The sequence below is a fragment of the Pseudomonas sp. Irchel 3A7 genome, assembly GCF_900187565.1.
Classification (GTDB): domain Bacteria; phylum Pseudomonadota; class Gammaproteobacteria; order Pseudomonadales; family Pseudomonadaceae; genus Aquipseudomonas.
This window is the reverse complement of the sequence record NZ_FYED01000020.1, coordinates 104,651-127,102: the sequence shown is the minus strand read 5'-3', so window position 1 is coordinate 127,102 and position 22,452 is coordinate 104,651. Positions and strand designations below refer to the sequence as shown.

Here is a 22,452-nt window from a genome sequence, read left to right as displayed (position 1 = left end):
TAAAGACATGAGCGACCTACAACTCGACCCGCAAGCCCTGCAACAGGAAGAAAACTCCCTGATCGCCCTGCGCAAGGAAAAGCTTGCTGCCGAGCGCGCCAAGGGCAATGCCTTCCCCAACGACTTCCGTCGCGAAAACTACTGCGATGCACTGCAGAAACAGTACGCGGACAAGACCAAGGAAGAGCTGGCAGAGGCGGCGATCCCGGTCAAGGTTGCAGGTCGCATCATGCTCAACCGTGGCTCGTTCATGGTGATCCAGGACATGACCGGGCGCATCCAGGTCTACGTCAACCGCAAGACCCTGTCCGAAGAAACCCTGGCCGCGGTGAAAACCTGGGACATGGGCGACATCATTGCCGCCGAAGGCACCCTGGCCCGTTCCGGCAAGGGCGACCTGTATGTGGAAATGACCAGCGTGCGCCTGCTGACCAAGTCCCTGCGCCCACTGCCGGATAAGCACCACGGCCTGACCGATACCGAGCAGCGCTACCGTCAGCGTTACGTTGACCTGATCGTCAACGAAGACGTGCGCCAGACGTTCCGCGTGCGTTCGCAAGTCATCGCCCATATCCGCAGCTTCCTGATGAAGCGTGACTTCCTGGAAGTGGAAACGCCGATGCTGCAAACCATTCCGGGCGGCGCGGCAGCCAAGCCATTCGAAACCCACCACAATGCGCTGGACATGGAAATGTTCCTGCGTATCGCCCCTGAGCTGTACCTCAAGCGTCTGGTGGTTGGCGGTTTCGAGAAAGTGTTCGAGATCAACCGCAACTTCCGTAACGAAGGCGTTTCGACCCGTCACAACCCTGAATTCACCATGTTGGAGTTCTACCAGGCTTACGCCGATTACGAAGACAACATGGACCTGACCGAAGAGCTGTTCCGTGAACTGGCGCAGCTGGTTCTGGGCAGCACCGACGTGCCGTACGGCGACAAGGTGTTCCACTTCGGCGAGCCGTTCGTGCGCCTGTCGGTGTTCGACTCGATCCTCAAGTACAACCCGGAGTTGACCGCTGACGACCTGAACGACATCGACAAGGCTCGTGACATCGCCAAGAAGGCCGGTGCCAAGGTGCTGGGCTTCGAAGGCCTGGGCAAGCTGCAAGTGATGATTTTCGAAGAACTGGTCGAGCACAAGCTGGAGCAGCCGCACTTCATCACCCAGTACCCGTTCGAAGTCTCGCCGCTGGCCCGCCGCAACGACGAGAACCCGAACGTCACCGACCGTTTCGAACTGTTCATCGGTGGTCGTGAAATCGCCAACGCCTACTCCGAGTTGAACGACGCGGAAGACCAGGCCGAGCGTTTCATGGCGCAGGTGGCCGACAAGGACGCCGGCGACGATGAAGCCATGCACTACGACGCCGACTTCGTTCGTGCGCTGGAATACGGCATGCCGCCGACAGCCGGTGAAGGGATCGGCATCGACCGCCTGGTGATGTTGCTGACCAACTCACCGTCGATCCGCGACGTGATCCTGTTCCCGCACATGCGGCCGCAAGCGTAAGTGTTTCAAATTAAAAAAACCGCCTGAAATGGGCGGTTTTTTATTGCCTGTCTGGTACAAACGTATCAAATGGTTACTTTTGAAGTAGAGAGAGGAATTCCCGTCGTGAAGCATGCATTGGCTCAAGAAGGTGCAGCGGGTATCGCCACTGCGGTCGCTGAAAGTGTTCAGTACCAGGGTCGCAAGGCCAGCCGGCAGGGCAGCGAGCAGCGTCGACAGGAGATTCTCGATGCCGCGATGCGCATTGTCGTGCGCGACGGCGTGCGTGCCGTGCGTCACCGGGCGGTGGCCGCCGAGGCTGGCGTCCCGCTGTCGGCCACCACCTACTACTTCAAGGACATCGATGACCTGCTCACCGATACCTTCGCCCAGTATGTGGAACGCAGCGCGGCCTATATGGCCAAGTTGTGGGTGAACAACGAAGGCCTGCTGCGGGACATGATCGCCAGCGGCGATGGCAGTGCGCAGGCGCGTTCGAAGCTGGCCGACGACATTGCGCGTCTGATGACCGACTATGTTCACCGACAACTGGTCACCCGTCGCGAACACTTGATGGCCGAGCAGGCGTTCCGCCAGGAGGCGCTGCTGAACCCGCGCCTGGCCGAGTTGGTGCGTTCGCATCAGCAAATCCTCCTGCAGGGCTCCTGCCAGCTTTTTCAGGTATTGGGCTCGCGCGAGCCACAACAGGATGCCAAAGTGTTGACGGCTATAATCGGACGGATGGAATATCAGGGCCTGCTCAACGACGCCGAGCCGGCCGCCGAAGAGGAAATGCTCGGCATACTTACGCGTTATATGCATTTGGTGCTGGCTTCGGTTTAATCCCGATGTGGAGGCTACCCTCTGTGGGAGCGAGCCTGCTCGCGAATACGGTCTGACATTCAACATCTCGTTGCCTGACACTCCGCTTTCGCGAGCAGGCTCGCTCCCACAGGATAAGTGGCCACTTCAGGTGGGTGTCTGTTCAAAGGGAGTGTTGAATGAAAGCCTGGCGTGTCGTAGTGATCGCCTTGTCGTGCCTGCTGCTCAGTGGCTGCCTGGTGACTTTCAAGGAGCCGCTGCCCACGAGCGAGCCGGCGCCCAAAGGGTTGCTCGGCAAATGGACCAGCACCAATGCCTGGGGCGAACCGCTCAACCTGGAACTGACCCGCGTCGGCGTCAATCGCTATCAGGCGGTCAGCTACTTCCGGGCCAAACCCAGGGAACGCGAAGCCTATCCCTTCACGGTGTCACGCCATGGCAGCCGCTGGTATCTGTCGGCGAAGGTGCCGGCGCAGTTTGGCGGGCATTACACCATTGCCGGGTTTGAACTCACCGACAAGCATGAACTGGTGGTGTACAACCTCGACCTCGACCAGATCAGGCAGGCCCTCGGGCAAGAAGCGCTCAGTGGCGAAGGTTTTCAGACCGACGATGGCGATGGCGTGCTGATCGACAGCCATATGGATCATGTCTCCGCTTACCTCGACGACCCGGCCAATTCCGATGTGTTCGTCGAAGCGGTACGCTATCAGCGTCAGGCCAAGGCCAAATAATCCAGCACATTAGGGTTTCAACAGGAGTTTCGGGTGGACGATTACCAGCAGTCGATACGCATTTTGTCCGATCGCATTGTGCTGGCGCAGACGCCGATCCGCGTCCTCGATGCGGTCAAGTGGGACGACAATATCCGCAAGGGTTTCCTCAAGGCCAAGGGCAAGGAAATGCCGGCGGTGGACCGTGATTATTACCTCAACCGGCCACTGTCGTTCGACTCCAGCAAAGTGAAGCTGGAGTTCCAGAACATCGAGCGCGACATCACCCGCCAGCTCGGCCAGTTCAACCCGGTCGGCCAGATCATGCGTCGCATGTGCAAGGAATACCGGATGGTGGTGCGCATGCTCGAAGCGCGCGGCACCGAGGATTTCGGCCTGATTTCCCAGGAATTGTATGGCGCCGCCTCCGACGCGTTCCACGCCGGTGACCCGACGCTGTCCGACCTGGGCCTGATGCTGTCCGATTACCTGAACAACATCGACGGTCGTGGCGACCTCAAGGATGAACCGAAAATCCTCACCGCCAAGGATGCCGTCAGCATGCTGCAACACCGGTTGAGCAAGGTGTTTGGCGAGGCCGAGGAAACCATTCGGGTGTTCGAGTCCGACGGGATCGTTGCCGATGCGGCGGCCGGTGCCGACTACATCAAGATCCGCACCGATGCGATGTTCAACGAGCGTGACGTGCGCGCCCTGGAAGTCCATGAAGGGCTGGTGCATGTCGGCACAACACTCAACGGCCTGAACCAGCCGATCTGCACTTTCCTGTCCAAGGGGCCGCCCTCGTCGACGGTGACTCAGGAAGGCCTGGCGATCCTGATGGAAATCATCACCTTCGCCTCTTACCCCAGTCGCCTGCGCAAGCTGACCAACCGCACCCGCGCCATCCACATGGTGGAGGAGGGGGCCGACTTCCTGCAGGTGTTCGAGTTCTTCCGCGAACAGGGTTTCGAAATGCCCGAGAGCTACAGCAACACCAGTCGCGTCTTCCGCGGTTCGGTGCCGACAGGTCTGCCATTTACCAAAGACTTGTCCTACCTCAAGGGCTTTATCATGATTTACAACTACATTCAGTTGGCCGTGCGCAAAGGCAAGCTGGAGCAGATACCGCTGCTGTTTTGCGGCAAGACCACCCTGGAAGACATGCGTACCTTGCGCCAGTTGGTGGATGAAGGCCTGGTAGTGCCACCCAAGTACCTGCCGGAACAGTTCCGCGACATGAACGCGCTGTCGGCGTGGATGTGCTTCTCCAACTTCCTCAACCACCTGAGCCTGGACCGGATCGAGGCGGACTACTCCAACATCCTTTAATAGCGACGAGATCCCCTGTGGGAGCGAGCCTGCTCGCGAATGCGGTGTACCAGTCAACATCAATGCTGAATGACACACCGCTTTCGCGAGCAGGCTCGCTCCCACAGGGTTTTGTGTTTACCCCTTTGTTTCGCGAGGTTTCAACGGATGAGAATCCTCGGCATCCTCTGCATTCTCCTGGCCTTGAACGGTTGCAGCTCGCTGCTGTTCTACCCCGAACCCGGCCAACTGTTCACCCCGGAAAAAGCCAAGCTCGAATACCGCGACGTCACCCTGACCACCGCCGACGGCCTCAAGCTGCATGGCTGGTGGTTGCCGGCGAAAAAAGGCGTCGAGGTCAAAGGCACGGTATTGCACCTGCACGGCAACGGCGGCAATTTGCCGATGCATCTGGGCGGGAGTTGGTGGCTGCCCAAGCAGGGCTATCAAGTGCTGCTGGTGGATTATCGCGGTTACGGCTTGTCCGAAGGCGAACCGAGCCTGCCGGCGATTTATCAGGACATCGACGCCGCGTTCAAATGGCTCGACCAGGCGCCCGAGGTCAAAGGCAAGCCGCTGATCCTGCTCGGCCAAAGCCTCGGCGGCTCGATGGCCGTTCACTACCTGGTTCAACACCCCGAGCGGCAGAAACAACTCAAGGCGGTTGTGCTCGATGGCGTGCCCGCCAGTTACCGCAGCGTCGGCCGCTATGCGCTGAGTAACTCCTGGGTGTTCTGGGCATTTCAGGTGCCCCTGTCATGGCTGGTGCCGGACGGCGACAGCGCCATCAACTCCATGGCTCGGCTCAACGGTGTGCCGAAACTGATCTACCACAGCATCGACGATCCGATCGTGCCCCTTTCCAACGGCATCCGTCTGTATCAAGCTGCGCCGCCGCCGCGCGTGCTGCAACTGACCCGAGGCGGTCATGTGCAGACGTTTGCCGACCCGGTCTGGCGCAAAGTCATGCTGCGCTATCTTGAAGACCCGCAGCATTTCGACGGTCTGCGCCGCCTGGGTGAAATCCCCAACTATCCGGCAACCAAAAATTCTGAAGATGAACCACCAGAGAGTCCGCAATGAGTGAAGAACGTAACGCCATCCCGCTGATCATCACCGGTATCTGCAGCATCCTCGGCACCGTCGGTGCCCTGTGGTGGTACGGCTACCTGCACTTCGCCAAGCCTGAGGATGCGTTGCTGCTCAACGAATTCACCATGCTCAAGACCGTACCGGGCGAAGACTACAAAGTCTCCCTGGAACCGGCGGCGCAAGTGGCGCAGTGCATTGACGGGGTGCTGGTGCTGTTTGATACCGAGCAGAAAGGCCTGACTGGCGTGCTGATCAACGACCGCAAGAAAGCTGTGCGTTGCATGGGGCAGGAGACGCCGCAGAAGCTTGAGCAATAAACCGATTTGCACAGGCAACACAGAGCCAATGTGGGAGCCAGCCTGCTGGCGATAGCGATTAAGCATTCAACATTGATGTTGACTGATGCCCCGCTATCGCCAGCAGGCTGGCTCCCACAGGTTTTTGTGTGATAACGACTTATTGGGTGTAAGAACTCACCGCCGACCGCGGCATAACCGGCTGATTATCATTGGAAATGGTCACTTCCACCCGGCGGTTCTGCGCTCGGCCCGACACGCTGGTGTTATCCGCTACCGGGTATTCCTTGCCGTACCCCTGGGCAACGATGCGCGCCGGATCGACGCCCATCTTCACCAGTGCCGTGCGTACGGAGCTGGCGCGGCGTTCCGAGAGTGACTGGTTGTGCGACGCCGTACCGGTGCTGTCGGTATAGCCTTCGACGATCGCTTTGCGGTCGGGGTTTTCCTGGAGGTACTGCGCCAGTTTGTTGATGTTCATCAGACCGTTGGATTTCAGCTCGGCCTTGTCGGTGGCGAACAGCACGTCACCGAAGGTTACCAGCGTGCCGCGATCGGTCTGCTTGGCATTCAGGCTGTCTTGCAGTTGTTTGATCTGCTGGTCACGAGCATCCAGCCGCGCCTGTGCCCGTTGCGCCGAAGCGTTTTTCAGGTTGGCTTCCGCAGTGCGCAGGGCGATGGTCTGTTTTGCCACTTCCACACGCTGGTTAGTCAAATACGCAAGCTGGTCGACCTTGGCCTGATCTTCTTTATCCAGATAAGCCTTGTCGGCCTTGTCCAGGTAATCGCTGGCTTCCTTGGTTTCCAGTGCCGCGACTTTGCTCGCCTGGGGGTTGGCTTGCAGGCCGCTGTAGTTGCTGCGGGCCTGTTCCAGGTTGGCGTTGGGTGGCGTGGAACAGGCCGCCAAAGCAACACTGGCGGCCAGCAGGGCAGGGATCATCAAATGCTTAGTGTTCATCATGGTTTCGTCCTTTTAAGTCGAGTAAGAAATACGTCGTGCCGCGCCGTTATTGAACGGTGCGCTGGCTTTCCTGACGCAGTTCCTGCACCCCCTTCTGGGAGTCCTTGACAGCCTGTTCGGCTTTCATCGCCTGGGCCTTGCGCTCGGCGACCCGTGCGTCCCACTCAGCCTGTTCGGCGAGAGTTTTCGCTTGCGCGTACTGTTTGTCGTGCATGGCGATTTCGGCTTGCTTCAACTTGTCCTGGGCCGCCTTCATTTCCACCGCGGCGAATTCTGTGCCACCAGCGCTCACGGCGTTGTTGACCGCTGACTCGGTCACGGCGAATTGTTCGGTGGGAGGGTTGCCGGCACAACCGGCCAGCACAAGACTGCCGCCGAGCGCCAGGGCAGCCATTTTCAGGCCATGCAGCGGGGTGAACGAGGATTTGCCAGTGCGGGTTTTCATGGTTTTCAACTCCATTGGGCTAACTCCTGAACAACTAAAAAATCCATCCTGGGCAAGGAGCCGCAACCTTCATTTTCGGGGCATTTTGAAACGGCCGTCCCAGGCGTGGTTACTGGGTTGACCCGGGGCGTTTTTTAAAAGTTCAGAGAAATTGGCCGGGCGTCGAAAAACTACTGACTGAATCGGCAGGGCTCTAGAGCGAGGATTCGACCATTGTGGGAGCGAGCCTGCTCGCGAAGGCGTACTGTCAGTCAACATTGATATTGACTGATACAACGCCTTCGCGAGCAGGCTCGCTCCCACAGAGGATCACAGGGGATCGCTGGAGGGGGACTTAGTGTTTCTGCTTGTCGTGACCGGCCGACAAATCATGCAGATGACGACGGGACAAGGCGAGAAAGCGCGGGGTCGGACCGATGTCTTCGTACAGTGGATCGCCTTCTTCGTCAGTGGCCACCACCGTCGTTCCCTTTACATACGGAAAGCTCTTTTCCAGTTCTTCGAGGGCGGCGCCAATCAGTTCGCCGAGCAGTTCTTCGGGTTGCCGTTTAGGGTACATCTCAATGATCGCCGCCAGCCTGGCAGCTGCTTCGACATCCAGGTGAATCGAGTAGCCGGTGTCGGTCAGGCGACCCTTGGCGTTTTCTTCCCAATGATGGGCAAGCTCGCGAATTTTCATAATGACCTCATGACGCGCCTGCTCATGGCAGGCCGGAAATATCCGGCATTGGCCGGCGAAAGCCGTTGTACGGCCTACTGTTCAGACTAGCTTCTGCCTTGGCGCTTTAAAGACCCTTCGTCGTCTGGGTTGTAAGAAGCGGCCTGGAGCGGCACTCTCTAGCTCAAGAGCATGAATTTCTTGGCCGCCCGGATTTTTGCTGGAGAATTGCTGATGACCGATATTGATGCACGCTTGCGCGAGGACGTTCACCTGTTGGGTGAGCTGTTGGGCAACACCATTCGTGAACAGTACGGGGACGATTTCCTCGACAAGATCGAGCAGATCCGCAAGGGCGCCAAGGCTGACCGGCGCGGCTCCATGGACGCCGAGCTGAGCGCCAGCCTCAACCAGTTGACTGAAGACGAATTGCTGCCGGTGGCCCGGGCGTTCAACCAGTTCCTCAACCTGGCCAACATCGCCGAGCAGTACCAGTTGATTCACCGCCGGGAAGAATCCCAAGGCGCGCCGTTCGAAGCGCGGGTGCTGCCGGAGCTGCTCGCCCGACTACGCGCCGAAGGTCATGGCGCCGAGTCCCTGGCGCGGCAACTGGGGCGGCTGGAGATCGAGCTTGTTCTCACGGCTCACCCGACCGAAGTTGCGCGCCGCACGCTGATCCAGAAGTACGACGCTATCGCCGCGCAACTGGCGGCCCAGGACCACCGCGACCTGACCACTGCCGAGCGCGAGCAGATCAAGTCGACGCTCCAGCGCCTGATCGCCGAAGCCTGGCACACCGAAGAAATCCGCCGCACCCGCCCGACCCCCGTCGACGAAGCCAAATGGGGCTTTGCGGTGATCGAACACTCGCTGTGGCAAGCCATCCCCAATTACCTGCGCAAGGCCGACCAGGCCTTGCACGCCGCCACCGGCCTGCGCTTGCCGCTCGAAGCCGCGCCGATTCGCTTTGCCTCGTGGATGGGCGGTGACCGCGACGGCAACCCCAACGTGACGGCGTCCGTGACCCGCGAGGTGTTGCTGTTGGCGCGCTGGATGGCCGCCGATTTGTACCTGCGCGATGTCGATCACCTTGCGGCTGATTTGTCGATGCAGCAGGCCAGTGAAGAACTCAGGGCCAAGGCCGGCGACAGTGCCGAACCCTATCGTGCGGTACTCAAGCAACTGCGCGAGCGCCTGCGCGCCACGCGCAACTGGGCGCACACCGCGTTGACGACACCGACGCCTGCCACCGTCGACGTACTGCAAGACGACCGCGACCTGCTCAATCCGCTGGAGCTGTGCTACCACTCGCTGCATGAATGCGGCATGGGCGTGATTGCCGATGGTCCGTTGCTCGATTGTCTGCGTCGGGCAGTGACGTTTGGCCTGTTCCTGGTGCGTCTGGATGTGCGTCAGGACTCGTCGCGACACAGCGCGGCCATGACTGAAATCACCGATTACCTTGGCCTTGGTCGTTATGAGGACTGGAGCGAAGATGAACGCATTGATTTCCTGACGCGCGAACTGAACAACCGTCGGCCGCTGCTGCCGACCCACTACAAGCCGTCGGCCGACACTGCCGAAGTCTTGGCCACCTGCCGGGAAATCGCTGCTGCACCGGGGGCGTCCCTCGGTTCGTATGTGATCTCCATGGCCGGTGCTGCTTCCGATGTGCTGGCGGTGCAACTGCTGCTCAAAGAGTCGGGTGTGTTGCGGCCGATGCGTGTGGTTCCGCTGTTCGAAACCCTCGCCGACCTCGACAACGCGGGACCTGTGATCGAAAAACTGTTGCTGTTGCCGGGCTATCGCTCGCGCCTGCAAGGGCCGCAGGAAGTGATGATCGGCTACTCCGACTCGGCCAAGGACGCCGGCACCACGGCGGCGGCCTGGGCGCAGTATCGGGCGCAGGAGCGTCTGGTGGACATCTGCCGTGAGCAACAGGTGGAGCTGCTGTTGTTCCACGGTCGCGGCGGCACCGTGGGCCGTGGTGGCGGCCCGGCGCACGCGGCGATTCTGTCGCAGCCGCCCGGTTCGGTGGCGGGGCGTTTCCGCACCACCGAGCAGGGGGAAATGATTCGATTCAAATTTGGCTTGCCGGACATCGCCGAGCAAAACCTCAATCTGTATCTGGCGGCGGTACTCGAAGCGACCCTGTTGCCACCGCCGCCGCCCACGCCCGAGTGGCGGCATCTGATGGACGAATTGGCCGCCGATGGTGTCAGCGCTTACCGCGCCGTGGTGCGGGAAAATCCCCAGTTCGTCGAGTACTTCCGCCAGTCGACCCCGGAACAGGAACTCGGGCGCCTGCCGCTGGGCAGCCGTCCGGCCAAGCGTCGCGCCGGCGGCATCGAAAGCCTGCGGGCGATCCCGTGGATCTTCGGCTGGACCCAAACCCGCTTGATGCTGCCGGCCTGGCTCGGCTGGGAAGCCGCCTTGAGCAAGGCGCTGGAGCGGGGCGAGGGTGAGTTGCTGGGGCAGATGCGAGAGCAATGGCCATTCTTCCGCACGCGCATCGATATGCTGGAAATGGTGCTGGCCAAGGCCGATGCGGACATCGCCCGGTCCTACGACGAGCGTCTGGTCGAGCCGGACTTGCTTCCTTTGGGTGCGCACTTACGCGACCTATTGTCGCAGGCGTGCTCGATCGTCCTGGGGATGACCGGTCAGTCGCAGCTACTGGCACATAGCCCAGATACCCTGGAATTCATCCGCTTGCGCAACACCTACCTCGACCCTCTACATCTATTACAGGCGGAGTTGCTGGCCCGTTCGCGGCAACAGGATCAAGCGCAGGGCAGCCCGGTGGAACAGGCGCTGCTGGTGTCTGTGGCGGGGATTGCCGCCGGATTGCGAAATACCGGCTAAGGTTTTTGCCGTGGGGGCAGGCGTGCGATGCGTACGTCGGACGCCGATGACTGGCCGCTATAAAAGTGCGGCCAGGCGACAGTTAATGATGGGGTTGCGACTTGGGAAACCGCGCCGGATGGTCACCGGAAGGGGCGGTTTCTCCGACTTTTGGCGGCTTGTGTGGGCGCAGCCTGCTGTGTATCTTGATCAGCCTTTGGCCGTTTGGGCGGCCACGACCCTATTTTTTGAGATTGGCCCCACGAGGCGAATCCGACGTTATCCATATAAAAATTGAGGAGCACATCGATGCGCGTCATTCTGCTGGGAGCTCCCGGGGCCGGTAAAGGTACTCAGGCTAAGTTCATCACTGAAAAATTCGGCATTCCGCAAATCTCCACCGGCGACATGCTGCGTGCGGCGGTCAAGGCCGGCACCGAGCTGGGCATCAAGGCCAAGAGCATCATGGATGCCGGCGGCCTGGTCTCCGATGACCTGATCATCGCCCTGGTCAAGGACCGCATCGCACAGTCCGACTGCGCCAACGGTTTTCTGTTCGACGGTTTTCCGCGCACCATTCCTCAGGCTGAAGCCCTGGTGACGGCCGGCGTGGAGCTGGATGCAGTGGTCGAGATCGCTGTGGAAGACGAAGAGATCGTGCAACGCATCGCCGGTCGCCGTGTTCACGAGGCCAGCGGCCGCGTGTACCACATCGTCTACAACCCGCCGAAAATCGCTGGCAAAGACGACATCACCGGTGAAGAACTGGTGCAGCGCAAGGACGACACTGAAGAAACCGTGCGTCATCGCCTGTCGGTCTACCACTCGCAGACCAAGCCGCTGGTGGATTTCTACCAGAAGTTGTCGGCTGCCAACGGCAAGCCGAAGTACAGCCACATCGAAGGTGTCGGTTCGGTTGAAGCGATCACCGCCAAGGTGCTTGCAGCCCTGAGCTGAAAAACCTGATTCGCTGCATCATCCACGGCCCGCTTGCGGGCCGTAGTTGTTTATACTGACGCACTTTTTTCTGATCCCTCTTTTTACCACCCATCTTACGGAAACATCGATGAGCACCTTGCTGGCCCTGGACACCGCGACTGAAGCTTGCTCCGTTGCCTTGCTGCATGACGGCAAAGTGACGAGCCATTACGAGGTGATCCCGCGCCTGCATGCGCAGAAGCTGCTGCCGATGATCCAGCAATTGCTGGCCGACGCCGGGACCACGTTGCAGGCGGTCGATGCCATTGCGTTCGGTCGCGGGCCGGGTGCATTCACGGGCGTGCGCATCGCCATCGGCGTGGTGCAGGGCCTGGCGTTTGCCCTGGATCGTCCGGTGCTGCCGGTGTCGAACCTCGCCGTATTGGCCCAGCGCGCTTATCGCGAACACGGTGCAAGCCAGGTGGCTGCCGCCATTGATGCGCGCATGGACGAGGTGTATTGGGGCTGCTACCGCGAGACAGCGGGGGAGATGCGGCTCGTCGGCCACGAAGCGGTGCTGCCACCCGAGTCGGCTGCATTGCCGGCCGATGCCAGCGGCGAATGGTTCGGCGCGGGCACCGGTTGGGGCTACGGCGAACGCATCGCCGTCAGCTTGAGCGGCCAGGACGCGGGCATGTTGCCTCACGCCGAAGACTTGCTGACGCTGGCACGGTTTGCCTGGGAGCGCGGTGAGGCGATCGTCGCCGATGAGGCGCAGCCGGTTTATCTACGCGATAAAGTGGCGACGCCCAAAGCGCGTTAGTTTTGCAGAATTGAGTTGGTTCAATCGCGGGCAAGCCCGCTCCCACAGGGTTATCGGTGATCCTGTGGGAGCGGGCTTGCCCGCGATAGCTATTTAAAGGCAAACACCAATCGTCGTTTTCTAACCCCCGCTTTTAAACCTTTTGTCTTTTATGTGTTCTAGTTATCACTCGGCGGTTTGCGAAGTGGGTTGTGCGCCACTAAACTGCCATCACTGATACCGAGCATGCAATTATGCGTATAGACGGCGTTTCCTCTCAGTCCTACCCCATCAAACGCAAGCCGCGCAAAGGCCACGTGGTGGAAGACGAGTCCGTCGATATCGAGGGCGAGGTGGAGTTTCCCTCCGAAGAACAACTGGCCGCCCGCGCCAAAGCGTCCGCGCAACGCCTGAGCAATCTGCCTGCCCGTCAGCAAGACATGCTTTACCACCGCGCCATGAGCAAAAGTGTGGCGATGGCCTTGGCCAGCTATCTCAGCACCGCCGGTTTCGTTGACTGGGATGCGGAAGTCATGGGTCTCGACCTGTACATCTGATGCTGCCTTACTACCTCGGCTGTCCGTCCTGGAGTGAAAACGCCTGGCGCGATTACCTGTATCCGCCAGACGCCAAACCCGCCGAGTTTCTCGATCTCTATTCACAAGTATTCAACGCCGTGGAAGGCAACACGACCTTCTACGCGAGCCCGGCTGCCGGCACCGTGCAGCGCTGGGCCGACACCATGCCCGAGCACTTTCGCTTCACCGCCAAATTCCCCGGCGACATCAGCCACGGCGGTGACTTGCGTGAACAGCTGACGGCAGCCGAAACCTTCACCCAATTGCTCAGCCCACTCGGTGAGCGGGTTTCGCCGCTGTGGTTGCAGCTGTCGAAAAGTTTCACGCCGCAGCGCTTGCACGAGCTGGCTGGATTTATCGATGCCTTGCAGCGACCCTTGGCGGTAGAAGTGCGGCATGACGATTTCTTCGCCAAGGGCGACAGCGAGCGGATGCTCAATCGCCTGTTGCTGGATCGCGGCGTCGAGCGCATTTGCCTCGATCCGCGCGCGCTGTTCAGTTGTACGTCCACCGATCCTTCGGTACTGCACGCCCAATCGAAAAAGCCCAGGGTCCCACCGCGTCCAGCGGCGTTTACCCAGTTCCCGCAAGTGCGCTTCATCGGCCACCCACAGCTGGAAGCCAACGATCCGTTTCTGCTGCCGTGGGTGGAGAAAATCGCCCTGTGGATTGAAGAGGGGCGCACGCCCTATATCTTCCTGCACACCGCCGACAACGTGCTGGCGGCGAAACTGGCGCAACGTTTCCACGCCCGGTTGATGCTGCGGTTACCTGGCTTGCCGGCGCTGCCTGAGCTATACAGAGAGCCCGCCGCCGAGCAACTTGGCCTGCTCTGAAGGCGGATTCGTTCGTCTTTTTCAGGAGCCTGCCAATGGATGCGCAAACCCTTCGAGCCCATGCGTTCAAAGCCTTGCACGAACGTGATGGGGTTTTTGTGATCCCCAATCCCTGGGATGCCGGCTCGGCAAAAATGCTCGCCAGCCTGGGTTTCGAGGCGCTGGCGACCACCAGCGCCGGTTACGCTTTTTCCCGGGGCCGCCCCGATGGCGGGTTGACCCTGGACGACACCCTGGCCAACGTCCGGGCGATTGTCGCCGCCAGCGACCTGCCGGTCGCGGTTGATCTGGAAAACGGGTTTGCCGATGATCCTGCCGAGTGCGCCAAAAGCATTGTGCGGGCCGCCGAAGCGGGTGCCGTCGGCGGCTCCATCGAGGACTTCACTGGCCGTGAAGACAGCCCGATCTATTGCTTCGAGCATGCCGTGGCGCGCATCGAGGCTGCCGTCGCTGCCGCTCGCAGCTTGCCTTTCCCTTTCACACTGACGGCCCGGGCCGAGAGTTTTCTGCATGGTAATCCTGATCTTGATGACACGATCCGCCGCTTGCAGGCCTTTGCTGAAGCCGGCGCGGACGTGTTGTACGCGCCGGGTCTGCGCAGCGCCGAAGACGTACTGGCGGTGGTCCGCGCCGTGGCGCCGAAACCGGTCAATGTGCTGATGTCCGGCGGCTTGAAGCTGACGGTGCAGGAGCTTGGCGAAATGGGCGTCAAGCGCATCAGCGTCGGCTCGGCGCTGGCATTGGCGGCGCTGGGCGAGTTCTACCGCGCCGCCGAAGAGATCCAGAAATCGGGCTCGTTCGGGTTCACGTCGCGGTCCATGCCGTACGCCCAAGCCAATCAATTGTTCAAAGGCTGACGATGCGGTTGCGGTGGTGGCTGTTGCTGATGCTGTCGGTCATCGGCGCGGCGGGGGTGAGTGTCTGGCGGGGATGGGTGTCGCTGCCGCCGCAGTGGAATCCCTGGGCGCCGCTGGATGTGAAGGCGCCCCCGAATCTGCTGACCCGCTACAAACTGATGCGCCTGCGCGATGACCCGCAGCTGTGTGACCAGGCTTTGAGCAGTTCAGGATTGCGCGTGACCCGTCAGGCAGACAGCCCCGACGCCAAGTGTCCGCTGACCGATGCCTTGCGTGTACAGGGCGGCGATGTGGCGCTGAGCAGCAGTTTCCTCGCCAGTTGTCGCCTGGCCGTGTCGTTTGCACTGTTCGAGCATCACGCCCTGCAACCGGCGGCGCAAGCGGTCTATGGGCAGGCGGTCGCGCGGGTGGATCATCTGGGCAGCTTTGCCTGCCGCAACGTCTATGGCCGTGAGAATGGCAGGCTCAGCCAGCATGCATCGGCCAATGCGCTGGACATTGCCGGTTTCCGCCTGGCCGATGGTCGAGCCATCAGCGTACTCAAGGATTGGCCCAAGGATAATCAGGATGCGCAGTTTCTAAGGCAGGTCCGCGATGGCGCCTGCGGTTTGTTCAGCGTGGTGTTGAGCCCGGATTACAACGCCGCCCATCGCAACCACTTTCATCTGGACGTCGGCCCGTGGTGGCGTTGTCGATGATCAGGCCGCCAGGCGCAGGTTCTGCAGGATGATCGGGCGCGCCCAGCCGTTATCGAAGTCGAGTTGTTTCTGTTGCTCGACCAGTTCTTCAGGCGAGAACGGCGGGAAGGGCTTGTCCAGCAGGTCGAGTTCGAACTCGGCGATCGGCAAGTGCAGCGGACGCGGTTGCGGTGCCGGGCCAGCTTCCGGCAAAGGCTGGCCGGCGGTCAGTACAATCGGACGCACCCAGCCGCTTTCGAAGTCCTGCTGTTTCTGCTGGGCGACGATTTCTTCCGGCGGGAACGGTGGGAACGGCTTGTCGGCCAGGTCCATTTCAAATTCGGCAATCGGCAGGAACAGCGGCTCGGGCGGACGAATTTCAGTGTCTTTCACGTCGCATTCGCGCTGGGAAATGATGTGTGCCAGCAGATCGCTGCCGACAGTGGGTTCGACCGGGCTTTGGAGATCCACCGGTGGAAAATTCAGCGATTGCGGCAGCACTTCACCCGACTGTTCGGCCAGCGCCCGGGCAAAGAAATCCTGCCAGATGTGGCTGACGCCGCTCAGTGCCTGGGTGTTTCGCAGGTTGTAGTCGCCGTAGGGCGAGATAAAACCTGTGAATGTGGGTTGAATGTCTGACATTTCTCTCGGTCGACGCTCAGCTCTGGCAAAATGCTCGATAGTTTTGTTATCGGCAGTTTTTGCCGATCATTAATTTTTTGAGCGTGTTTTCCCATGATTGAGCAACCGGCGGCGTGCCGCATCCATGTCGAAGCCTTGGGCGCGACCTTTCAGCCACAGGCCGAGCACTGGGCCGAGCGCCTGGGCCTGCCGCTGCAGGTGGATGACGGTGAGTTCGCGTTGCAGGTGGGCGATCAGGGCTTGCAGTTGCAACAGCTCGGCCCGGATGCACCGGGGCCGGTGCGGGTGGACTTCGTCGAGGGTGGCGCGGCCCATCGCCGGTTGTACGGCGGTGGCAGCGGGCAGATGATCGCCAAGGCTGTGGGCGTTGCTCAGGGCGTGCGTCCGCGGGTGCTGGATGCCACGGCCGGGCTGGGCAAGGACGCGTTCGTGCTGGCCAGCCTGGGCTGCGAGATGAGTCTGATCGAGCGTCAGCCGTTGATCGGGGCGTTACTCGAAGATGGTTTGGCCCGTGGCGCGGAAGATTTCGAGGTGGCCCCGATCGTGGCGCGCATGCGCTTGCTCAAGGGTAATTCGATCGAGGTGATGCGCAATTGGGAGGGTGAGCCGCCGCAGGTGATCTACCTCGACCCGATGTTCCCGCACCGTGAGAAAACCGCGCTGGTGAAAAAGGAAATGCGCCTGTTCCGGCCGCTGGTGGGCGATGACCCGGATGCGCCGGCATTGCTTGAAGCTGCACTGGCCCTGGCCACGCACCGGGTCGTGGTCAAACGCCCGCGCAAGGCGCCGTGCATTGAAGGACCCAAGCCGAGTCATGCGCTGGATGGCAAATCCAGTCGGTATGACATCTACCCGAAAAAGGCACTCAAGCCCTGAGATCGCGGCGCCTTCTTCGCGAGCAGGCTCGCTCCCACAGGGGATCTACGACATAGAACCAGTGTGGGAGCGAGCCTGCTCGCGAAGGCGTCAGACCAGTCGATCGAAATTTGTCAGGCTAATCCGGCCTGTAAGCCCGCATAAACAACTCCACAACCTCCCGCACATGGCTCTCCGCCGCTTCCCCGGTCAATGGCTCGCCACAGCCATACAACAACCGGAAATTCGCCGCCCCCTTGAGCAGGCAGAAGAAGTGTTCCGCCGCATTGCGCGGTTTATCGATACGTAGTACGCCACTCTGATCGACCTTGCTCAGCAACCGCTCCATACCGTGCAGCATGCGCTCCGGGCCGGCCTCGAAGAAGATCAGCGAGAGTTTCGGGTCCTGGCTGCCCAGGGTCATGATCAAGCGGTGCAGGTTCACCGACTCGTCACTGTTGATCAGCAGGTGAAAACCGCGGGCGATGTTCAGCAGCACGGTTTCCACCGCCACGCCGTCCGGCAATTCGAAAAACAGCGTCGGCAGTTGCTCTTCGCACTTGGCCACCACGGCGGCGGAGAACAGCGTCTCCTTGTCGTTGAAATGGCTGTAGACCGTGAGCTTCGACACATTGGCCTGCGTGGCGACAGCATCCATGCTGGTGTTGGCATATCCCTTGGTCAAAAACAGCGTCTTCGCCGCGTCGAGGATCGCCTGGCGCTTGGCCAGATCCTTGGGGCGGCCGGGTCCGCTGGGTGCTGAAAGATTGTTCGGCATATGCGCTTTTATTACTGGACTGGTGAGTTTGCTATTAATAACATACTGGTCAGTATAATTATTCCAAGCACCATTAGCGAAAGGTCCTTCACCATGTTCCGCTATGCCTTGCCCCTCGCGTTGCCAGTCACCCTGGCGTTTTTATTGACGGCGTGTGGTCACGAAGAGGCTCCCCAAACCAGCGTTCGCCCGGCCATGGTGGTGCAGCCAGAGCCTTCGGCCCAGGCGACGGAAAGCTATCCCGGCGAAGTCCGCGCCCGCTATGAGCCAGACCTGGCATTCCGCATCGGCGGCAAAGTCAGCCGACGACTGGTCGAGGAAGGGCAGCGGGTCAAGGCCGATCAGCCCTTGGCTGAGCTCGATCCGCAAGATGTGCGTCTGCAACTGGAGGCCACCCGCGCCCAGGTCGCGGCCGCCGAAGCCAATCTGAATATGGTGCGCGCCGAGCGCGACCGTTACAAAACGCTGATGGAGCGTCAGTTGGTCAGCCGCTCGCAGTACGACAATCATGAAAATCTTTACCGTTCCGGCGAAGCCCGTCTCAAGCAGATCAAAGCCGAATTCAACGTGTCCAGTAACCAGGCCAGCTACGCGGTATTGCGTGCACCGCAGGACGGCGTCGTAGCCAAGCGTGCGGTGGAAGTCGGGCAGGTGGTGGCTGCCGGGCAAACGGTGTTCACCCTGGCTACTGATGGTGAGCGTGAAGTGTCGATCAGCCTGCCGGAGCAGAACTTCGGTCGCTTCAAGGTCGGCCAGCCAGTGTCGGTGGAGTTGTGGACGCAGCCGGATCAGCGCTTCGCCGGGAAAATTCGCGAACTGTCTCCTTCTGCCGATCCGAAGTCCCGCACTTTCGCTGCCCGCATCGCGTTTACCGGTGGCAAAGTCCCCGCCGAACTGGGCCAGAGCGCCCGGGTGTTCGTACAGTCCGCCGAAGTGGTTCCGCTGTCGGTGCCGCTGTCTGCGCTGACCGCGGAAAACGGCGTGACCTACGTCTGGGTCGTCAGCGCCAATAACACTCTGAAGAAGACCCCGGTGCGGGTCGGCGCTTTTGGTGAGAAAACCGTTCCGGTGCTTGAAGGCCTCAACGCCAGCGACTGGGTGGTGGCCGCTGGCGTCCATGTGCTTCTCGACGGGCAGCAGGTGCGCCCGGTGGATCGCTCCAACCGCGTGGTCAATCTGGCGGACAAGGAGTAATCCCCGATGGGCTTCAATCTTTCCGAATGGGCGTTGCGTAATCGCCAGATCGTACTGTTCCTGATGCTGTTGCTGGCCATCGTTGGCGCACTGTCCTACACCAAGCTCGGCCAAAGCGAAGACCCGCCGTTTACCTTCAAGGCCATGGTGATCCGTACCAACTGGCCGGGCGCCACGGCGCAGGAAGTTTCGCGCCAGGTCACCGAACGCATTGAAAAGAAGCTGATGGAAACCGGCGAGTACGAACGCATCGTGTCGTTCTCGCGCCCGGGTGAATCCCAGGTGACGTTCATTGCCCGCGATTCCATGCACTCGGTGGACATCCCGGAACTCTGGTATCAGGTGCGCAAGAAGGTCAGCGACATCCGTCACACCCTGCCGCCGGGTATTCAGGGGCCGTTCTTCAACGATGAATTCGGCACCACCTTCGGCAATATCTACGCCTTGACCGGCGACGGGTTCGACTACGCCGTGCTCAAGGATTACGCCGACCGCATCCAGATCCAGCTGCAACGGGTCAAGGATGTGGGTAAGGTCGACCTGCTCGGCTTGCAGGATGAAAAAATCTGGATCGAGCTGTCCAACGTCAAGCTGGCGACCCTGGGTTTGCCGCTGGCCGCGGTGCAGCAGGCGCTTGAAGAACAGAACGCGGTGTCCACCGCCGGCTTCTTCGAAACCAGCAGCGAGCGATTGCAGCTGCGGGTCTCAGGGAATTTTCAGACTGTCGACGAGATAAAAAACTTTCCGATCCGGGTCGGGGATCGCACCTTCCGCATCTCCGATGTCGCCGATGTGCGCCGTGGTTTCAACGATCCACCGGCGCCGCGCATGCGCTTCATGGCTGAGGACGCTATCGGACTGGCCGTGGCCATGAAGGACGGCGGCGATATTCTTGTCTTGGGCAAAGCCCTGGAAATCGAATTCGCCCGCATCCAGAAAAACCTTCCGGCCGGCATGCAGCTGCGCAAGGTTTCCGACCAACCGGCGGCGGTGAAGACCGGTGTCGGCGAATTCGTCCGGGTATTGGTGGAGGCCCTGGCGATTGTGTTGCTGGTGAGCTTTTTCTCCCTGGGCGTGCGCACCGGCATGGTGGTCGCCCTGGCGATTCCGCTGGTGTTGGCGATGACCTTCGCCACCATGTATTACCTCGGCATCGGCCTGCACAAGATTTCCCTCGGCGCGCTGGTGCTGGCGCTGGGCTTGCTGGTCGACGACGCGATCATCGCCGTGGAAATGATGGCGATCAAAATGGAGCAGGGCTTCGACCGTGTCAAAGCGGCGAGCTATGCCTGGACCAGCACCGCGTTCCCGATGCTCACTGGTACGCTGATCACCGCGGCCGGGTTCCTGCCGATCGCCACCGCGCAATCCGGTACTGGCGAATACACTCGCTCGATCTTTCAGGTGGTGACCATCGCACTGCTGGCGTCGTGGGTGGCGGCGGTGGTGTTCGTGCCGTATCTCGGGGAAAAACTCCTGCCGGATCTGGCGAAAATTCACGCGGCCAAACACGGGCCTGATCAGCCGGATCCTTACGGTACACCGTTTTATGAACGGGTCCGGCGGCTGGTGGAGTGGTGCGTGCGTCGGCGCAAAACCGTGATCGCGGCGACGGTGATTTTATTCGTCGCCTCCGTGGTCCTGTTCCGTTTTGTGCCGCAGCAATTTTTCCCGGCGTCGGGCCGACTGGAGTTGATGGTCGATCTGAAGCTGGCCGAAGGCGCTTCCCTGAGCAACACCGCCGAGGAGGTCAAACGCCTCGAAACGCTGCTCAAGGACAAGGCCGGGATCGACAACTATGTGGCTTACGTCGGCACCGGTTCGCCGCGTTTTTACCTGCCGCTGGATCAGCAACTGCCGGCAGCGAGCTTCGCCCAATTCGTGGTGCTGGCGAAGACCATCGAGGAGCGCGAAACCTTGCGCACCTGGTTGATCGCCACGCTCAACGAACAGTTCCCGGCTCTGCGCTCGCGGGTCACGCGCCTGGAAAACGGCCCGCCGGTTGGTTATCCCGTGCAGTTCCGGGTGACCGGTGAACACATCGAAGAAGTCCGCGCACTGGCCCGCAAAGTCGCGGCCAAGGTTCGAGAGAACCCGCACGTGGCCAACGTCCACCTGGACTGGGAAGAGCCGAGCAAGGTCGTTTACCTGAACGTCGATCAGGACCGCGCCCGGGCACTGGGCGTGAGCACGGCGAACCTGTCGAGGTTCCTTCAGAGCTCGCTCACCGGTTCCAGCGTCAGTCAGTATCGCGAAGACAACGAATTGATCGAGATCCTGTTGCGCGGCACCTTGCATGAACGCACCGAACTGTCGTTGCTGCCGAGCCTGGCGGTACCGACCGACAACGGTCGCAGCGTCGCCCTGTCGCAGATCGCGACCCTGGAGTACGGCTTTGAAGAAGGTGTGATCTGGCATCGTAATCGCCTGCCCAACGTGACCGTGCGCGCCGACATCTATGGCAAGGAACAACCGGCGACGCTGGTGCAGCAAATCATGCCGACCCTCGACCCGATCCGCGCCGAATTGCCGGACGGCTATTTGCTGGATGTCGGTGGCACCGTGGAAGATTCCGCGCGCGGGCAGAACTCGGTGAAGGCCGGTGTGCCGCTGTTCATCGTGGTGGTGCTGACATTGCTGATGCTGCAACTGCGCAGTTTCTCACGCACGGTGATGGTGTTTCTGACGGCGCCATTGGGGTTGATCGGGGTGACGCTGTTCCTGATGGTGTTCCGTCAGCCGTTCGGTTTTGTCGCCATGCTCGGGACCATCGCCTTGTCGGGGATGATCATGCGCAACTCGGTGATTCTGGTGGATCAGATCGAGCAGGACATCGCTGCCGGGCTCAAGCCTTGGCAGGCGATCATCGAGGCCACGGTGCGGCGGTTCAGGCCGATTGTGCTGACGGCACTGGCCGCGGTTCTGGCGATGATTCCGTTGTCGCGCAGTGTGTTTTTCGGGCCGATGGCGGTGGCGATCATGGGTGGGTTGATTGTGGCTACGGCTTTGACGCTGTTGTTCCTGCCTGCTTTGTATGCGGCGTGGTTCAGGGTCAAAAAAGAGCCGGCGTGAGTGGCTGGACTTGGCGGCCTTCGGGCCGACCAAGCTCCTGATTGATCGAGTACATATCCGTTTCTGCGGTAACGGCCACTTATGGTTTCGCCCTTACGGCGAGTCACTTTTTTTACAAGCGCCTAAAAAAAGTAACCAAAAAAACGCTCGCCCCGAGCGTCCGGCCCCTCGCCAGGGCTCGGGGTTCCTTCGCTCCGGCATTCATCCGGGGGCATTGCCCTCCGGTTGGCTTCGCTGCACCTACATGCAATGGGTTCGACTGCGTCGAACGGCGCTGCGCGCCAATCCCCGGATGAACGCCTCCACTCAGCCTTCCGATGGGGCGGGTGGATCAAGATCAAGAGCTTAAGGCGAGCTAACGCTCGGCCTGATGAGTGGTGAAGAGCGGGGGTGGTGTTTGTGGTTTGCTCTTGCTCTTGCTTTTGCTTTTGCTCTTGCTCTTGCTCTTGCTCTTGCTCTTGCTCTTGCTTTGCTTGCCCGGGATGGCTGCCTTGCAGCCGACCACTTTCTTGCAGATATACCCGGATCCCCTGTGGGAGCGAGCCTGCTCGCGAAGACGGCTTGGCGGCTGAGGATGTTTACCGCTCAATCAAACGAGTCATGGCCATCTAG

21 protein-coding genes are annotated in these 22,452 nt (G+C 60.6%); 16 read left to right on the top strand and 5 right to left on the bottom strand.

Translation table 11 applies throughout. The features are described 5' to 3' along the window. Nucleotides 1-7 precede the first annotated feature (7 nt). The 6 genes from lysS (at nt 8) to CKW21_RS28155 (ending at nt 5,744) form a co-directional block, all read left to right on the top strand. Entirely contained in the window at nt 8-1,510 is a 1,503-nt protein-coding gene (gene lysS, locus CKW21_RS28180; RefSeq protein WP_095197128.1) for a lysine--tRNA ligase, read from the top strand. Between the two features lie 117 nt (nt 1,511-1,627). Continuing rightward, nucleotides 1,628-2,332, top strand: a complete 705-nt coding sequence (locus CKW21_RS28175; protein WP_256590339.1) for a TetR/AcrR family transcriptional regulator — start codon at nt 1,628-1,630, stop codon at nt 2,330-2,332. A gap of 158 nt (nt 2,333-2,490) precedes the next feature. Continuing rightward, nucleotides 2,491-3,045, top strand: a complete 555-nt coding sequence (locus CKW21_RS28170) for a hypothetical protein (protein WP_095197126.1) — start codon at nt 2,491-2,493, stop codon at nt 3,043-3,045. Between the two features lie 33 nt (nt 3,046-3,078). Then, nucleotides 3,079-4,356, top strand: a complete 1,278-nt coding sequence (locus CKW21_RS28165; RefSeq protein ID WP_095197125.1) for a flavohemoglobin expression-modulating QEGLA motif protein — start codon at nt 3,079-3,081, stop codon at nt 4,354-4,356. Between the two features lie 147 nt (nt 4,357-4,503). Next, the gene (locus CKW21_RS28160) at nt 4,504-5,418 is read left to right on the top strand and encodes an alpha/beta hydrolase (RefSeq protein WP_095197124.1); all 915 of its coding nucleotides are present in this window, start codon (nt 4,504-4,506) and stop codon (nt 5,416-5,418) included. Beyond that, nucleotides 5,415-5,744: a hypothetical protein gene (locus tag CKW21_RS28155; RefSeq protein ID WP_095197123.1), complete on the top strand. Its 330-nt coding sequence runs from the start codon at nt 5,415-5,417 to the stop codon at nt 5,742-5,744. The genes CKW21_RS28160 and CKW21_RS28155 overlap by 4 nt, the downstream gene beginning before the upstream one ends. Nucleotides 5,745-5,883: 139 nt before the next feature. On the opposite strand, the gene CKW21_RS28150 is transcribed toward CKW21_RS28155, so the two are convergent. The 3 genes from CKW21_RS28150 to CKW21_RS28140 all read right to left on the bottom strand — a co-directional run bounded on the left by CKW21_RS28150 (nt 5,884) and on the right by CKW21_RS28140 (nt 7,808). After that, nucleotides 5,884-6,681, bottom strand: coding sequence for an OmpA family protein (locus tag CKW21_RS28150; protein WP_095197162.1), 798 nt, complete (start codon nt 6,679-6,681; stop codon nt 5,884-5,886). A 49-nt stretch (nt 6,682-6,730) separates the two neighbouring features. Continuing rightward, a complete protein-coding gene (locus tag CKW21_RS28145) occupies nt 6,731-7,144 on the bottom strand; it encodes a DUF4398 domain-containing protein (protein WP_095197122.1) in 414 nt (137 codons plus the stop codon). A 319-nt stretch (nt 7,145-7,463) separates the two neighbouring features. Continuing rightward, a complete protein-coding gene (locus CKW21_RS28140; RefSeq protein ID WP_095197121.1) occupies nt 7,464-7,808 on the bottom strand; it encodes a pilin assembly protein in 345 nt (114 codons plus the stop codon). 213 nt (nt 7,809-8,021) lie between these two features. Here CKW21_RS28140 and ppc point away from each other — a divergent pair, with 213 nt between their 5' ends. The 7 genes from ppc to CKW21_RS28105 all read left to right on the top strand — a co-directional run bounded on the left by ppc (nt 8,022) and on the right by CKW21_RS28105 (nt 15,320). Beyond that, a complete protein-coding gene (gene ppc / locus CKW21_RS28135; protein ID WP_095197161.1) occupies nt 8,022-10,652 on the top strand; it encodes a phosphoenolpyruvate carboxylase in 2,631 nt (876 codons plus the stop codon). Between the two features lie 288 nt (nt 10,653-10,940). Beyond that, nucleotides 10,941-11,588: an adenylate kinase gene (gene adk, locus CKW21_RS28130; RefSeq protein ID WP_093214773.1), complete on the top strand. Its 648-nt coding sequence runs from the start codon at nt 10,941-10,943 to the stop codon at nt 11,586-11,588. Between the two features lie 109 nt (nt 11,589-11,697). Beyond that, the gene (gene tsaB, locus CKW21_RS28125; protein WP_095197120.1) at nt 11,698-12,372 is read left to right on the top strand and encodes a tRNA (adenosine(37)-N6)-threonylcarbamoyltransferase complex dimerization subunit type 1 TsaB; all 675 of its coding nucleotides are present in this window, start codon (nt 11,698-11,700) and stop codon (nt 12,370-12,372) included. A gap of 233 nt (nt 12,373-12,605) precedes the next feature. Further along, the gene (locus CKW21_RS28120; protein ID WP_095197119.1) at nt 12,606-12,908 is read left to right on the top strand and encodes a hypothetical protein; all 303 of its coding nucleotides are present in this window, start codon (nt 12,606-12,608) and stop codon (nt 12,906-12,908) included. Then, complete coding sequence (locus CKW21_RS28115) at nt 12,905-13,765, top strand: DUF72 domain-containing protein (protein ID WP_095197118.1); 861 nt, start codon at nt 12,905-12,907, stop codon at nt 13,763-13,765. Before CKW21_RS28120 ends, CKW21_RS28115 begins: the two co-directional genes overlap by 4 nt. A 35-nt stretch (nt 13,766-13,800) precedes the next feature. Then, complete coding sequence (locus tag CKW21_RS28110) at nt 13,801-14,622, top strand: oxaloacetate decarboxylase (RefSeq protein ID WP_095197117.1); 822 nt, start codon at nt 13,801-13,803, stop codon at nt 14,620-14,622. Between the two features lie 2 nt (nt 14,623-14,624). Continuing rightward, nucleotides 14,625-15,320, top strand: coding sequence for an extensin family protein (locus CKW21_RS28105; protein ID WP_095197116.1), 696 nt, complete (start codon nt 14,625-14,627; stop codon nt 15,318-15,320). Here the strand turns inward: CKW21_RS28105 and CKW21_RS28100 are convergent, their stop codons facing one another. Next, nucleotides 15,321-15,941, bottom strand: coding sequence for an energy transducer TonB (locus CKW21_RS28100; protein ID WP_095197115.1), 621 nt, complete (start codon nt 15,939-15,941; stop codon nt 15,321-15,323). It lies immediately after the preceding gene. 93 nt (nt 15,942-16,034) lie between these two features. On the opposite strand from CKW21_RS28100, the gene CKW21_RS28095 reads away from it, so the two are divergent. Continuing rightward, nucleotides 16,035-16,817: a class I SAM-dependent methyltransferase gene (locus CKW21_RS28095; RefSeq protein ID WP_095197114.1), complete on the top strand. Its 783-nt coding sequence runs from the start codon at nt 16,035-16,037 to the stop codon at nt 16,815-16,817. Between the two features lie 118 nt (nt 16,818-16,935). Here the strand turns inward: CKW21_RS28095 and CKW21_RS28090 are convergent, their stop codons facing one another. Then, nucleotides 16,936-17,574 (bottom strand): TetR/AcrR family transcriptional regulator, encoded by a 639-nt coding sequence (locus CKW21_RS28090; RefSeq protein ID WP_095197113.1) that lies wholly within the window; start codon nt 17,572-17,574, stop codon nt 16,936-16,938. Nucleotides 17,575-17,667: 93 nt separating this feature from the next. Here CKW21_RS28090 and CKW21_RS28085 point away from each other — a divergent pair, with 93 nt between their 5' ends. After that, nucleotides 17,668-18,768, top strand: coding sequence for an efflux RND transporter periplasmic adaptor subunit (locus CKW21_RS28085; protein WP_095197112.1), 1,101 nt, complete (start codon nt 17,668-17,670; stop codon nt 18,766-18,768). Nucleotides 18,769-18,774: 6 nt separating this feature from the next. Beyond that, nucleotides 18,775-21,840, top strand: a complete 3,066-nt coding sequence (locus CKW21_RS28080) for an efflux RND transporter permease subunit (protein WP_095197111.1) — start codon at nt 18,775-18,777, stop codon at nt 21,838-21,840. Nucleotides 21,841-22,452 lie beyond the last annotated feature (612 nt).